This window comes from Streptomyces sp. Wb2n-11, from assembly GCF_001049855.1.
GTDB lineage: Bacteria > Actinomycetota > Actinomycetes > Streptomycetales > Streptomycetaceae > Streptomyces > Streptomyces altiplanensis.
Window position 1 is genome coordinate 1,973,961 of record NZ_CVPB01000001.1, and the last position, 13,017, is coordinate 1,986,977.

The 13,017-nt window shown below is 70.0% G+C and carries 12 protein-coding genes, 5 tRNA genes and 2 pseudogenes; 2 read left to right on the plus strand and 17 right to left on the minus strand.

Annotated elements, in window-relative coordinates; all coding sequences use genetic code 11:
• Positions 1-54: 54 nt before the first annotated feature.
• Together BN1555_RS08685 and BN1555_RS08690 are read right to left on the minus strand one after the other, a co-directional pair.
• Positions 55-1,068, minus strand: a complete 1,014-nt coding sequence (locus BN1555_RS08685; protein ID WP_093798836.1) for an NAD(P)H-dependent glycerol-3-phosphate dehydrogenase — start codon at positions 1,066-1,068, stop codon at positions 55-57.
• Entirely contained in the window at positions 1,065-1,817 is a 753-nt protein-coding gene (locus tag BN1555_RS08690) for a lysophospholipid acyltransferase family protein (protein ID WP_093798837.1), read from the minus strand. Before BN1555_RS08690 ends, BN1555_RS08685 begins: the two co-directional genes overlap by 4 nt.
• Before the next feature lie 147 nt (positions 1,818-1,964).
• Here BN1555_RS08690 and cofC point away from each other — a divergent pair.
• A pseudogene (gene cofC, locus BN1555_RS08695) lies at positions 1,965-2,627 on the plus strand (2-phospho-L-lactate guanylyltransferase); the annotation flags it as partial.
• Between the two features lie 352 nt (positions 2,628-2,979).
• On the opposite strand, the gene BN1555_RS08700 reads toward cofC, so the two are convergent.
• From BN1555_RS08700 to leuC, 4 genes are all read right to left on the minus strand, one after another.
• Positions 2,980-3,660: an HU family DNA-binding protein gene (locus tag BN1555_RS08700; protein ID WP_093798839.1), complete on the minus strand. Its 681-nt coding sequence runs from the start codon at positions 3,658-3,660 to the stop codon at positions 2,980-2,982.
• A 144-nt stretch (positions 3,661-3,804) separates the two neighbouring features.
• On the minus strand, positions 3,805-4,032 hold the full coding sequence (locus BN1555_RS08705) for an SCO5555 family protein (protein WP_093798840.1): 228 nt from the start codon (positions 4,030-4,032) through the stop codon (positions 3,805-3,807).
• Positions 4,033-4,224: 192 nt separating this feature from the next.
• The gene (leuD, locus tag BN1555_RS08710) at positions 4,225-4,818 is read right to left on the minus strand and encodes a 3-isopropylmalate dehydratase small subunit (protein ID WP_093803283.1); all 594 of its coding nucleotides are present in this window, start codon (positions 4,816-4,818) and stop codon (positions 4,225-4,227) included.
• A gap of 11 nt (positions 4,819-4,829) precedes the next feature.
• The gene (gene leuC, locus BN1555_RS08715) at positions 4,830-6,254 is read right to left on the minus strand and encodes a 3-isopropylmalate dehydratase large subunit (protein WP_093798841.1); all 1,425 of its coding nucleotides are present in this window, start codon (positions 6,252-6,254) and stop codon (positions 4,830-4,832) included.
• 174 nt (positions 6,255-6,428) lie between these two features.
• Between leuC and ndgR the strand changes: the two genes are divergently transcribed.
• Positions 6,429-7,148 (plus strand): IclR family transcriptional regulator NdgR, encoded by a 720-nt coding sequence (gene ndgR / locus BN1555_RS08720; RefSeq protein ID WP_028813744.1) that lies wholly within the window; start codon positions 6,429-6,431, stop codon positions 7,146-7,148.
• Between the two features lie 109 nt (positions 7,149-7,257).
• Here the strand turns inward: ndgR and BN1555_RS38460 are convergent, their stop codons facing one another.
• The 11 genes and pseudogenes from BN1555_RS38460 to BN1555_RS38905 all read right to left on the minus strand — a co-directional run bounded on the left by BN1555_RS38460 (position 7,258) and on the right by BN1555_RS38905 (position 12,723).
• Positions 7,258-7,491, minus strand: a complete 234-nt coding sequence (locus BN1555_RS38460; protein ID WP_141662831.1) for a hypothetical protein — start codon at positions 7,489-7,491, stop codon at positions 7,258-7,260.
• 265 nt (positions 7,492-7,756) lie between these two features.
• Positions 7,757-8,218 (minus strand): annotated as a pseudogene (locus tag BN1555_RS41595) (MEDS domain-containing protein); the annotation flags it as partial.
• A 464-nt stretch (positions 8,219-8,682) separates the two neighbouring features.
• Positions 8,683-8,755, minus strand: a tRNA-Glu gene (locus BN1555_RS08735).
• Positions 8,756-8,778: 23 nt separating this feature from the next.
• Positions 8,779-8,850 (minus strand) — tRNA-Gln (locus tag BN1555_RS08740).
• Between the two features lie 30 nt (positions 8,851-8,880).
• A tRNA-Glu gene (locus BN1555_RS08745) sits at positions 8,881-8,953 on the minus strand.
• A 63-nt stretch (positions 8,954-9,016) separates the two neighbouring features.
• Positions 9,017-9,089, minus strand: a tRNA-Glu gene (locus tag BN1555_RS08750).
• A 39-nt stretch (positions 9,090-9,128) separates the two neighbouring features.
• Positions 9,129-9,200, minus strand: a tRNA-Gln gene (locus BN1555_RS08755).
• Between the two features lie 87 nt (positions 9,201-9,287).
• Positions 9,288-10,007 (minus strand): HAD family hydrolase, encoded by a 720-nt coding sequence (locus BN1555_RS08760; RefSeq protein ID WP_093798843.1) that lies wholly within the window; start codon positions 10,005-10,007, stop codon positions 9,288-9,290.
• A gap of 169 nt (positions 10,008-10,176) precedes the next feature.
• A complete protein-coding gene (gene gltX / locus BN1555_RS08765; RefSeq protein WP_093798844.1) occupies positions 10,177-11,652 on the minus strand; it encodes a glutamate--tRNA ligase in 1,476 nt (491 codons plus the stop codon).
• On the minus strand, positions 11,645-12,451 hold the full coding sequence (locus BN1555_RS08770; RefSeq protein WP_093798845.1) for a fumarylacetoacetate hydrolase family protein: 807 nt from the start codon (positions 12,449-12,451) through the stop codon (positions 11,645-11,647). The genes gltX and BN1555_RS08770 overlap by 8 nt, the downstream gene beginning before the upstream one ends.
• A gap of 98 nt (positions 12,452-12,549) precedes the next feature.
• Positions 12,550-12,723, minus strand: a complete 174-nt coding sequence (locus BN1555_RS38905; RefSeq protein WP_093798846.1) for a hypothetical protein — start codon at positions 12,721-12,723, stop codon at positions 12,550-12,552.
• Positions 12,724-13,017: the final 294 nt, after the last annotated feature.

A 13,017-nucleotide genomic window follows, 5' to 3' on the forward strand; every position in this document is an offset into this window, starting at 1 on the left:
CACCGCGGCGTCTCGAAGCCAGCGAAGCGGCGCGAAAGGTGCCGCGGGAAGGGGTCAGCGGCGCTCGGACTTGGCGCTGCGTGACATCAGCTCCTTCAGCGCCACGATCGGCGGCTTCCCGTGGTGGACGATGTCGACGACCGTGTCCGTGATCGGCATGTCGACGCCGTGGCGGCGGGCCAGATCGGCCACCGACTCGCACGATTTGACGCCCTCCGCGGTCTGCTTGGTGACCGCGATGGTCTCCCCGAGCGTCATTCCGCGGCCGAGGTTGGTGCCGAAGGTGTGGTTGCGCGAGAGCGGCGACGAGCAGGTGGCGACCAGGTCCCCGAGGCCGGCGAGACCGGCGAAGGTCAGCGGGTCGGCTCCCATCGCCAGGCCCAGGCGGGTCGTTTCGGCGAGGCCGCGGGTGATGAGCGAGCCCTTGGCGTTGTCGCCCAGGCCCATGCCGTCCGCGATGCCGACGGCGAGGCCGATGACGTTCTTGACCGCGCCGCCGAGTTCGCAGCCGACGACGTCGGTGTTGGTGTACGGGCGGAAGTACGGGGTGTGGCAGACGGACTGGAGCCGGGTGGCCACCGATTCGTCGCGGCAGGCGACGACCGCGGCGGCGGGCATCCTGGCCACGATCTCCTTGGCGAGGTTGGGCCCTGTGACCACCGCGACCCTCTCGGCCGGTGCCTTGGCGACCTCCTCGATCACCTCGCTCATTCGCTTGGCGGTGCCGAGTTCGACGCCCTTCATGAGGGAGACGAGGACGGTGTCGGCGGGCAGCAGCGGTGCCCACGCGGCGAGGTTGGCGCGCAGTGTCTGCGAGGGGACGGCGAGCACCGTGAAGTCGGCGCCCTCGGCGGCCTCGGCCGGGTCGGTGGTGGCGCGCATCGCGCCGGGCAGCTCGACGCCCGGGAAATAGCCGGGGTTCGTACGGCCGTTGTTGATGGCGTCGGCGACTTCGGAGCGGCGGCCCCAGAGGGTCACCTCGCAGCCCGCGTCGGCCAGCACCATGCCGAAGGCCGTGCCCCAGGAGCCTGTTCCGAATACGGCCGCCCTGACCGGCTGGCGTGTCACTTTGCGCTCTCTCCCTCAGCCTTTCGGCGCTGCTGCGCGCGGGCCCTGCGGTGGTCGTACGGCTCGGCGGGCACGGGCTCGCCGCGCAGCTCGGCGAGCTGCCGGGTGATGGCGGACATGATGGTCTCGGTCGCCTCGCGCAGCACCTCGGGCGTCGGTTCCTTGTCGTAGAACCGGTCCAGGTCGACCGGCGGACCCGCCTGCACCTGAAGCGTCTTGCGCGGGAAGAGCTGAAGCCTGTTCTCCTTGGCGTACGGCGGCATCGCCAGGTTGGCGCCCCACTGGGCGACCGGGATGACGGGGGCCTTCGTCATGAGGGCCACGCGCGCCGCTCCGGTCTTTCCCGCCATCGGCCACATGTCGGGGTCGCGGGTGAGCGTGCCTTCGGGGTAGAAGGCGACGCATTCGCCGCGCTCGATGGCGGCGACCGCCGCGCGGAAGGCGTCGAGTGCGTTGGTGGTCTCGCGGTAGACGGGGATCTGGCCCGTACCGCGCAGCATCATGCCGACGAAGGGGGTCTTGAAGAGGGCCGCCTTGGCCAGCAGCCGCGGAACGCGTCCGGTGTTGTACTGGAAGTGCCCGTAGGAGAGCGGGTCCAGGTACGAGTTGTGATTGACCGCGGTGATGAATCCGCCCTCGGCCGGAATGTTCTCCATTCCGCGCCAGTCCCGCTTGAACAGCACCACCAGCGGCGGTTTGGCGATGACCGCCGCCAGGCGGTACCAGAAGCCGATTCTGCGGCGGGACACTCGGACACCTTCCTCTAAGACCGGGCTGCTTGTACGTACGCGCCTGGTCAGCCGCACAAGTGTCGCTCCAGGTCCCCTGTCTGTCGAGAACACCGTACGCCCCGGACAGGGCCCCGGACCCCCTGCCCGCCGTACGCGCAGGCCACAATGGGGGCCGACGCTCACTGGACGGAGGGCAGGCCACTGAACACGCTCCGGACCGCCTTCTGGTCCCTGGTCGTCCCTCTGAAACCCTTGTCGCTGGCCAAGAGCAGGCTCTCTCCCACGGCGGGCGACACGTTGCGCCGACGGCTCGCCCTGGCCTTCGCCGAGGACACCGTGGCCGCCGCGCTGGCCTGCTCCGCCGTACGGGATGTGGTGGTCGTCACGGACGACGCCCCCGCGGGCGCCGCCCTGGCCGCCCTCGGTGCGCGCATCGCGCCGGACACCCCGGCGGCGGGCCTCAACGCGGCGCTGGCGCACGGGGCGCGCGCGGTACGGGCGCTGCGGCCCCGCGCCGCCGTCGCGGCACTGAATGCCGATCTGCCGGCCCTGCGGCCCGCCGAATTGCGGCAGGTGCTCGAATACGCCGCCGCATTTCCGCGCGCATTTCTGTCGGACGCGGCCGGAATCGGCACAACGCTGCTTTCCGCCGCCCCGGGGGTGGAATTGTCGCCGTTCTTCGGCGGCCCTTCGCGCGCCCGCCATTCGGCATCCGGGGCCAGGGAAATACCTCTCGCCGGAGTCGATTCCGTACGCCGGGACGTGGACACGGGCGACGATCTGCGGGCGGCCGTGACACTCGGCGTGGGTCCGCGCACGGCCCGGCTGAGCGCGGCGGTCACCGGCCGATACGCTGCGGTCATGCAGGCGACCGCGTACACGTACGACTCCGAGACCCGCAGCGGCAGTGTGCTGCTCGACGACGGCACCCCGGTGGACTTCGACGCCAAGGCCTTCGACGCGGGCGGTCTGCGGCTGCTGCGTCCCGGGCAGCGGGTGCGCATCGAGGGGGACGGCGAGGGAGCGGCGCTGCGCATCACCCTGGTGACCCTGCAGACGTTCTGACGGTCCCCGGACCGCCGGGTTCCCCGGGCCCGGCCCGGTGCGCCCCGGGACACACCGCGGGCCGGGCTCCCCGTAGGGAGCCCGGCCCGGCGCGTGAGTCCTTGCTCTGCTGCTCCTACTTCCCGGCAGCGGTCTTCTTGGCGGTGGTCTTGCGCGCCGTGGCCTTCTTGGCGGGCGCCTTCTTCGCGGTGGCCTTCTTGGCCGGCGCGGTCTTCTTGGCGGCCGTCGGCGTGGCCTTCTTGGCGGTGCCCGTGGCCTTCTTGGCCGGGGTGGCCTTCTTCGCCGTCGCGGTGGTCTTCTTCGCGGGGGTGGCCTTCTTGGCCGGGGTGGCCTTCTTCGCCGTCGCGGTGGTCTTCTTCGCGGGGGTGGCCTTCTTCGCGGGGGTGGCCTTCTTCGCCGCGGCGGACGCCCTCTTGGTGGCGGCCTTCTTGGTCGCGGACTTGGCGATGGTGGGGGGAGGACCCGAAAGGCTGCCCTTGGGGGCCTTCTTGACGGCGACCTCGCCGCCCTTGGGGAGCTTCTTCGAGCCGCTGACCAGGTCCTTGAAACCCTGACCGGCGCGGAAGCGCGGAACCGAGGTCTTCTTGACCCGCACCCGCTCGCCCGTCTGCGGGTTGCGGGCGTAACGGGCCGGACGGTCGACCTTCTCGAACGATCCGAAGCCGGTGACCGAAACACGGTCGCCGGCGACCACTGCACGGACGATCGCGTCGAGTACCGCGTCGACCGCGTCCGCGGCCTGCTGACGGCCGCCGACCTTGTCTGCAATCGCTTCTACGAGCTGCGCCTTGTTCACGTCTTCCCCTTCGGAGACATTGCCAGAACGAATGTGTTCAAGCTTTTTCGCACGTTAGGCAGATATATACCGCAAATCAAACACGAAACGGGCTAATCACCCTAGTGCCGCAACGAAGTAGACCTTGCGGGAGTTCCACAGGTCTCAGTCGCCTTCAGGGAATCGACCCTCGTCGAGGTCCTTCATCAACCTGTCCAGGCGTCTTGCCGCGCCGGCGAGATCGTGTTTCGCCGCGGCCGTTATGACCAGCAGCTTCCGGGTCAGCGCCATCCGTACGCCCTCCGGGACTTGCAGTGTGCGCACCGCTGTGTGTGCTTCTTTCAACCGGTTCGCGACCGCCTCGTAGAGCTCGAGTTGGCTGTCGCGTTCCATGCACCGATTGTGCCATCTGGGGCGAGTTGTCGCCTCCGGCGGGGGCAACTAGTGGAATTGGAGCCTCCAGAAGGCCCCTCGGTCATGATCCGCACCCACCCCATATCCGGCTTCTACCACGGGAGTTGGGGCCGAAACGTGCTGTTGCCCCCCGCCGTGGACGGCAGGGGGCAACAGAGTGACGGGAAGGCGTCAGACCTGCACCGTGCTCGGCTTGAACGACGGCCTGCGGGCCTCGTAAGCCGCGATGTCGGGCTCGTTCTGGAGGGTGATGCTGATGTCGTCCAGACCGTTCAGCAACCTCCAGCGGGCGTTCTCGTCAAGCTCAAAATCAGCCGTAATGCCTTCGGCCCGCACCTGGCGGTCCTGGAGGTCCACGGTGATCTCGGCCGCGGGGTCCGCTTCGACGAGGTCCCAGAGCGCGTCGACGACCTTCTGGTCCAGTACGACGGTCAGCAGGCCGTTCTTGAGCGAGTTGCCGCGGAAGATGTCCGCGAACCGCGACGAGATCACGGCCTTGAAGCCGTAGTTCTGCAGGGCCCACACGGCGTGCTCGCGGGAGGAGCCGGTGCCGAAGTCGGGACCCGCCACCAGAACCGTGGCACCTTCCCGCTCGGGGCGGTTGAGGACGAACTCCGGGTCCTTGCGCCAGGCCTCGAAGAGCCCGTCCTCGAAGCCGTCGCGGGTGACCTTCTTCAGCCAGTGGGCCGGGATGATCTGGTCGGTGTCGACGTTGCTGCGGCGCAGCGGAACGGCCCGGCCGGTGTGTGCGGTGAAAGCTTCCATGGCCATGGTGATCAGGCCTCCACGAGCGTCGGAACGTCGGACAGGTCGACGGGCGCGGCCAGGTGGCCCAGCACCGCCGTCGCGGCGGCCACCTGCGGCGACACCAGGTGGGTGCGGCCGCCCTTGCCCTGCCTGCCCTCGAAGTTGCGGTTGGAGGTGGACGCGGAGCGTTCACCGGGGGCCAGCTGGTCGGGGTTCATGCCCAGGCACATCGAGCAGCCCGCGTGCCGCCATTCGGCCCCGGCGGCGGTGAACACCTTGTCCAGACCCTCCTCGATGGCCTGGAGTGCGACCCGTACGGAGCCCGGGACGATCAGCATCCGTACGCCGTCGGCGACTTTACGGCCGTCCATCAGCGCGGCCGCGGCCCGCAGGTCCTCGATGCGGCCGTTGGTGCATGAACCTACGAAGACGGTGTCGACCTTGATGTCGCGCAGCGGCTGTCCCGCGGTCAACCCCATGTACTCCAAGGCCTTTTCGGCGGCGAAGCGCTCCGAAGGGTCTTCGTACGAAGCAGGGTCGGGGACGTTCGCCGACAGCGGCGCCCCCTGGCCCGGGTTGGTGCCCCAGGTGACGAACGGCGCCAGTGCGGCGGCGTCGATGACGACCTCCGCGTCGAAGACGGCGTCGTCGTCGGTGCGCAGCGTCTGCCAGTAGGCGACGGCGGCGTCCCAGTCCTCGCCCTGCGGGGCGTGCGCACGGCCCTGGAGGTAGTCGAAGGTGGTCTTGTCGGGAGCGATCATGCCCGCGCGCGCGCCGGCCTCGATCGACATGTTGCAGATGGTCATCCGGGCCTCCATCGAGAGCTTCTCGATGGCGGAGCCGCGGTACTCGAGCACGTAACCCTGACCGCCGCCGGTGCCGATCTTCGCGATGATCGCCAGGATCAGGTCCTTGGCGGTTACGTCGGCCGGCAGTTCGCCCTCGACCGTGATCGCCATGGTCTTCGGGGGTGCCATCGGCAGCGTCTGGGTGGCCAGGACGTGCTCCACCTGCGACGTACCGATGCCGAAGGCCAGCGCGCCGAACGCGCCGTGCGTGGAGGTGTGGCTGTCGCCGCAGACCACGGTGGTGCCGGGCTGGGTCAGGCCCAGCTGCGGTCCCACCACGTGGACGACGCCCTGCTCGACGTCGCCGAGCGGGTGCAGCCGTACGCCGAAGTCCGCGCAGTTCTTGCGCAGCGTCTCCAGCTGGACCCGGGAGACCGGGTCCGCGATCGGCTTGTCGATGTCGAGGGTCGGGGTGTTGTGGTCCTCGGTGGCGATGGTGAGGTCGAGCCGCCGTACCTGGCGGCCGCTCTTGCGGAGGCCGTCGAAGGCCTGCGGGCTGGTCACCTCGTGCAGCAGGTGCAGATCGATGAAGAGGAGATCCGGCTCGCCCTCGGCGCGCCTGACGACATGGTCGTCCCAGACCTTCTCCGCAAGTGTCCTACCCATCGCTTTCCCTTCGGCCGGCGTCTTCGCCGGCCCATCTAGAGATTCGGATCGCCCTCGCCTCGACCCCCGTACGGGGCGGTGACTGCGGGCCGTTGTGCGGCCTCCCCCACAGATTCGCAAGTTCCGGGAAAAATTGAACTTGCGTTTCACAGAGTGAGACGCGAGTATCGACGCATGGACAACTCTAGTGGCGTCGGCGTTCTCGACAAGGCAGCTCTGGTACTGAGCGCTCTGGAGTCCGGTCCGGCCACCCTCGCCGGGCTGGTCGCGGCGACCGGGCTCGCACGACCCACGGCACACCGGCTCGCCGTGGCACTGGAACACCACCGGATGGTGGCGAGGGACATGCAGGGCCGGTTCATCCTGGGCCCGCGGCTGTCGGAACTGTCCGCCGCGGCGGGCGAGGACCGGCTGCTGGCCACGGCGGGCCCCGTGCTCACGCACCTGCGCGACGTGACCGGCGAGAGCGCCCAGCTCTACCGCCGCCAGGGCGACATGCGGATCTGTGTCGCCGCGGCGGAGCGGCTGTCCGGACTGCGGGACACCGTTCCGGTGGGCTCCACGCTCACCATGAAGGCGGGCTCGTCCGCGCAGATCCTGATGGCCTGGGAGGAGCCGGAGCGCCTGCACCGCGGCCTCCAGGGCGCCCGCTTCACCGCGACCGCCCTGTCCGGTGTACGCCGCCGGGGCTGGGCCCAGTCGATCGGCGAGCGCGAGCCGGGTGTGGCGTCGGTGTCGGCGCCGGTGCGCGGCCCGTCCAACCGCGTGGTCGCGGCGGTCTCGGTCTCCGGACCGATCGAGCGGCTGACCCGCCACCCGGGCCGGATGCACGCCCAGGCGGTCATCGACTCGGCAGCGCGCCTCTCGGAGGCACTGCGCCGCTCGGGCGGCTGAGGGCCGCAACAGCCCCGGCCTGGGGAGACCGGGGCGGACTGAGGACCCGGCCCGAGGGAAGAGACCAAGGCGGCTGAGGACCTGCGAGCGGGCCGGTGCGCCGCCCCGCTCATATGCGCTCGGCGTTCTTCTTCCCGGAGTACCGCAACCGCAGCCGCAGCCCGGTGTCCACCGTGCGGATCTCCACCGACTCGCAGAGGCTGCGCATCAGCCACAGCCCGTCGAACGGCCCGGCCCGCACACCGGGCGGCGCGAACCCCGCCCAGGCCGGCGGGGCCGCCGGTCCGGTGGCGAACAGACCCCGGGCGACGATGCCGGGCTCCTCCCAGGCGCACCCCCGCACCTGCCGCCCCGTGGACGAACGGGCAGGCCAGCGCTTCGTCGGCGACGATCTCGGCCATTGCCAGGCGCGCCCCCACGAGGCCGGCCGCCGCGGCGCCGCCGCGCACGAAGGCGCGTAGGGCGGCAGGCGCGGCCGGTCCGTCCAGCCGGTCCACGCTCGGGGGCGGCGGGTCCAGCGGTGCGTCCGCCGCCCCGTACGCGTCCGGATCGACATACGCCGCGCAGGGCAGGATCTCCGTTCCGGCCGCGTGTCCCGGGTGGGTGGCCCGGGCAGCCGCGGCGACGCCTTCGGGGACCAGCCTGGTGTCGTACGGACAGAACATCCAGAGGCCGGCGCCCGCGAGCAGCACCTTCAGCCCGGACTCCATGCGCTTCCACTCCGCGATCCGGCGGGCGGACTTGCCCGCCCACAGGGGCTCGGCGATGAGCCGGGCCCGCCGGCCCGGCACCTCGCGGCGGTTCACGTAGCGCAGGAACGAGGAGACACGCTCCACGGGCCTGCGGCCGAGGTAGGCCGTCTCCGCCGTGCCGAGGCCGTGGGCCCGCGCGCCGAGGACGTCGTGGAGCGGTTCGATGGCGGCGGGCGTGGGCGCGGCAAGCGCCGGCTCCCCCGCCCCCAGCACCTCTCCTGCGATGGGAAGGGCCCCCGCGAGGAACGCCTCGTCGCCGTCGTACGAGGAGGTGTGGTGGGCGAAGCCCGCGCCGTTCGCACCACCGTCGGTCGCCATGGCCGTCTCCCCGGCGCGGACCGGAGGTCTCGTCCCAGTCGGCCGGCGAGATCAGTTCACGCGGATGCGGAGCGGGACCCGCCGGCTCCACCCGGCTTCCCGCAGCACGTGACCGGGCGAACGCCATCAGCAGCCGCAGCCCGCCGAGATCGAGGAACTCCAGCCGGGAAAGGTCGAGTTGGATGCCCCCCGTCGACCTGCTCGACCACTTCCAGGGCGGTACGGAGGTGCCGGTGGCCCTGCGCGTCCACGACACCTTCGATGCGGAGCCCGCCCGGCCGGCGGACCCGGACGACGCATAACTCCGCGGTGCGCACCAGGGGTTCCAAGGCCGGCGCTCCCCGGGTGAGCGGGTGCGAAGGCTGTGCGGTACGCGGCACGGCGCAGTGCTCCGCACGGACCCGGTCCGCCCGTCCGGCATGCGAGAAGGCCCCCCGCGCAGTGCGGGAGGCCTTCTTCGTACGTACCCCCGACCGGATTCGAACCGGCGCTACCGCCTTGAGAGGGCGGCGTGCTAGGCCGCTACACAACGGGGGCCTTGCAGAAATGAGCTCTGCGAGCTGGGCTACCAGGACTCGAACCTAGACTAAGGGAACCAGAAACCCTCGTGCTGCCAATTACACCATAGCCCATGGTGGTTTAGACCAATGCGGTTTAAACAGTACCCCCGACCGGATTCGAACCGGCGCTACCGCCTTGAGAGGGCGGCGTGCTAGGCCGCTACACAACGGGGGCCCTAGCGATCCTCGCGTCATCGCATCCGGGAGCGACCCGAAGGCGATGGAAAGAAAGGATCTGTACCCCCGACCGGATTCGAACCGGCGCTACCGCCTTGAGAGGGCGGCGTGCTAGGCCGCTACACAACGGGGGCCTTGCAGACTGCTGCATGCACTTCAACAGCTCCTGCGAGCTGGGCTACCAGGACTCGAACCTAGACTAACGGAACCAGAAACCGTCGTGCTGCCAATTACACCATAGCCCACCAAAACTCAACCCCCTGGTGGGGGTTTGTTTGGTTTGCGCTTCCCGGCCGGACCTTTCGGCCCTCTCCGGCGGCGCAGAAAGAACATTACCCGAAGGTGGACGGCGCTCCAAAACGGGTATCGCCCCGCAACAGGCCAGGTAGCTGCTCAAGGCCGGTGATCCGGACGAGCTCCGGGCGGCCGCCGACTCCGCCGCGGTCGAGCCAGATGCCCGCCAGGCCGGCGGCGTCGGCGCCCCGGGCGTCGATGTCGGGCTGGTCGCCGACGTACGCCACCTCGTGCGGGGGCAGGTCGAGCGCGTCGCAGGCCGCGTGGAACGCCTCGGCCGCGGGCTTGGAAAAGCCCAGCTCGGCGGCGCACAGCAGCGCCTCGAAGCGGTCACGCACGCCGAGGATCCGCAGCTTGCGGTCCTGGTTGTGGATGCTGGAATTGGACAGCACGGCGTGGCGGTAGTCGTCCGCCAGGACGTCCAGCGTCGGAACGGTGTCGGGGAACAGCTTCCAGGCGGCCTCGTAGTGGGTGACGTACCGCAGGAACCACTCGTCCGCCGCGTCGTCGCTCAGCGGCGTGCCGAGGAAGGACCGGACGCGGTCGCGCCGCTGTTCCTCGAAACCGGCCTCACCGGCGGCGAACCGCGCCCAGTGGAGCTCGGTGAGCTCGCGCCAGCGGTCGAGGGCCTGGTCGACGGAGCCGTACCCGTCCAGCAGGCCCTCGGCCGCGAGGTGATCACGCATGCCTGCGGTGTCGGCGCTCGCGTAGTCGAAGATCGTGTCGTCGATGTCCCAGACCACGGCGCGAATCGGCATGCTCCGACGGTACCCGCGGCACCCGCCCCCGGCCGGGGGTTCGGGGGCGGCCTCCGAGGAACACCGTGCCGATGCCCCGGACCACGGCGCGAACCGGCATGCCCCGACGGCACGCGAAGGGCCCGGAAGCCGGTGCGGCTTCCGGGCCCTTCGTGCGTACGGGCCGCGCTTACGCGGTGAGCTTCGCCAGGGCCGCGTCGATGCGGGCCAGGGTCTTCTCCTTGCCCAGGATCTCCAGGGACTCGAAGAGCGGCAGGCCGACCGTGCGGCCGGTGACCGCGACGCGGACCGGGGCCTGGGCCTTGCCGAGCTTCAGGCCGTGGGCCTCGCCGGCGGCCAGGACTGCCTCCTTGAGGGACTCGGGGCTGGTCCAGTCGGCCGCTTCGAGGTTGGCGCGGGCGGTGGTGAGGAGCGGGACCGGCTCGCCCTTCATCGCCTTCGCCCACGACGCCTCGTCCTCGACCGGCTCGTCGAGGAAGAGGAAGTCGACGTTGGCGGTGATGTCGGAGAGGACCGTCACGCGGGTCTGGGCGTGCGGGGCGATCGCCTCGAAGGCCGCCCGGTCGAAGGACTCGGGCTTCCAGTTGGCGTACGGCGCCTTCAGCCACGGCTCGCAGGCCGCGATGAAGTCCGGTAGCGACAGCTTGCGCAGGTGTTCCGCGTTGATGTGCTCGCACTTCTTCAGGTCGAAGCGCGCCGGATTGGCGTTGACGTCCTTGACGTCGAAGGCGGCGACCATCTCCTCGATCGTGAAGATGTCGCGGTCCTCGGCGATGGACCAGCCGAGGAGGGAGAGGTAGTTCAGCAGGCCCGCGGGGAGGAAGCCGCGCTCGCGGTAGAGGTTGAGGGACGCCTCGGGGTCGCGCTTGGAGAGCTTCTTGTTGCCCTCGCCCATGACGTACGGAAGGTGCCCGAACTGCGGGATCTCCTTGGCGACGCCCAGTTCGATCAGCGCCTTGTAGAGCGCGATCTGGCGCGGGGTGGAGGACAGCAGGTCCTCGCCGCGCAGGACGTGGGTGATCTCCATCAGCGCGTCGTCGACCGGATTGACGAGCGTGTAGAGGGGGGCGCCGTTGGCGCGGACGATGCCGTAGTCCGGGACGTTGTCCGGGTTGAAGGTCAGCTCGCCGCGGACCAGGTCCGTGAAGGTGATCGGCTCGTCGGGCATCCGGAAGCGCACGACGGCCTCGCGGCCCTCGGCCTTGTACCGCTCGATGCGCTCGGCGCTGAGGTTGCGGCAGGTGCCGTCGTAGCCGGACGGCTTGCCGGCCGCGCGGGCGGCGTCGCGGCGGACCTCCAGCTCCAGGGCGGTGCAGAAGCACTCGTACGCGTAACCGCCCGCCATGAGCTTCTGGGCGACGTCCTTGTAGATGTCCATCCGCTGCGACTGGCGGTACGGGGCGTGCGGGCCGCCGACCCCGGGGCCCTCGTCCCAGTCGAGGCCCAGCCAGCGCAGCGAGTCGAGCAGCTGGTTGTACGACTCCTCGGAGTCGCGGGCGGCGTCGGTGTCCTCGATGCGGAAGACCATCGTGCCGCCGTTGTGCCGGGCGAACGCCCAGTTGAACAGGGCGGTGCGGACCAGGCCCACGTGGGGGTTGCCGGTCGGCGAGGGACAGAAACGTACACGTACGGGTGCGCTAGCCACGCTTGATCACCTTGTTGGTGAGAGTGCCGATGCCTTCGATGGTGACGGCGACTTCGTCGCCGACGTTCAGGGGTCCGACTCCGGCCGGGGTCCCCGTGAGGATGACGTCGCCCGGGAGCAGCGTCATGGCCTCGGAGATGTGCACGACCAGGTCCTCGACGGAGCGGATCATGTCGCTCGTGCGTCCGAGCTGGCGCTGCCGGCCGTTGACCGTGCACTGGATGGCGAGATCGCCGGGGTCGAGATCGGTCTCCACCCAGGGGCCGAGCGGGCACGAGGTGTCGAAGCCCTTGGCCCTGGCCCACTGCTTCTCGCGCTGCTGGACGTCGCGTGCGGTGACGTCGTTGGCGCAGGTGTAGCCGAGGACGACGTCCTTGACGCGCTCGCGCGGGACCTCACGGCACATGCGGCCGATGACCACGGCCAGTTCGGCCTCGTGGTGCAGCTCGCTGGAGAAGGAGGGGTACGCGATGTCGTCACCCGGGCCGGTCACGGAGGTGGACGGCTTGAAGAAGGTGAGGGGCGCGTCCGGACGGCCCTGATCGTCGAAGACGGCGTTGCCCAGTTCCGCCGCGTGCTCCGCGTAGTTGCGGCCGACGGCCACGACCTTGCTGGGGAGCACGGGCGGCAGGAGCCGGACCTTGCTCAGCGGGACCTTGACGCCGGAGAGCTCGAAGTCGGCGTACGGGATGCCCTTGATGATGTCGAGGACGAGATCTGCCTCTGCGCCTGGGGCGCTGGGACCCTCAACCGCGCCGAAGGCGACATTGCCGTCGATGGAGAACCTGGCGATGCGCACGGGATGCTGCCGCCCCTTACTTGCTGGCTGGCCGGAGACTGACGCTCCAGGCTAACGCGGCCGAGGGGCCCCGCCTCCCGTGTCGCCGCCGCGTCCGGCTAGGCGGCGGGGGCTTCCATGAGGATGGTCCGGCGCGGGTTGGCGGTCTCGGAGGGGAGCTCGACGGGGTGCTCCGGCCGCTCGGCCGTCTGCAGGTCCGTGGCGTCCTCGAGGTGCGCCAGCGTGGTGCGGCGCGGGTTGGCGGTGCTGCGGAACATCGTCGTGGTGTTCATCTGCTGTTCAAGCCTTGTCGGTAGGGGCGCCCGTCGGCCGGGCGCGGTGATTGTCGGATTCGCCATCCCTGCAAAGCGTCAGGCTAAACACCCGCTTCCCCGTCAAAGATGTGAAGCAGACGGGAACAGTGTGTGAGTTTCCTCACGAGATGGCAGGCATATCGATCATTTCGGGCGGGACTTTCGGGCCAAGGAAACGGACATTGCGCCACTGAAGGCATCATTCCGCTCCTGATCATCAGGACTGGGACACCCACCACCCCCAAGCATCTCACTCCCTTTTGCCCCCTTTCG

Bases quoted from the DNA above. Each gene is read 5' to 3' on its own strand.
- leuC (WP_093798841.1), bottom strand. From the start codon at position 6,254: ATGGGTAGGACACTTGCGGAGAAGGTCTGGGACGACCATGTCGTCAGG.
- ndgR (WP_028813744.1), top strand. From the start codon at position 6,429: ATGGACAACTCTAGTGGCGTCGGCGTTCTCGACAAGGCAGCTCTGGTA.
- leuD (WP_093803283.1), bottom strand. From the start codon at position 4,818: ATGGAAGCTTTCACCGCACACACCGGCCGGGCCGTTCCGCTGCGCCGC.
- BN1555_RS38905 (WP_093798846.1), bottom strand. From the start codon at position 12,723: ATGAACACCACGACGATGTTCCGCAGCACCGCCAACCCGCGCCGCACC.
- BN1555_RS08760 (WP_093798843.1), bottom strand. From the start codon at position 10,007: ATGCCGATTCGCGCCGTGGTCTGGGACATCGACGACACGATCTTCGAC.
- BN1555_RS08705 (WP_093798840.1), bottom strand. From the start codon at position 4,032: ATGGAACGCGACAGCCAACTCGAGCTCTACGAGGCGGTCGCGAACCGG.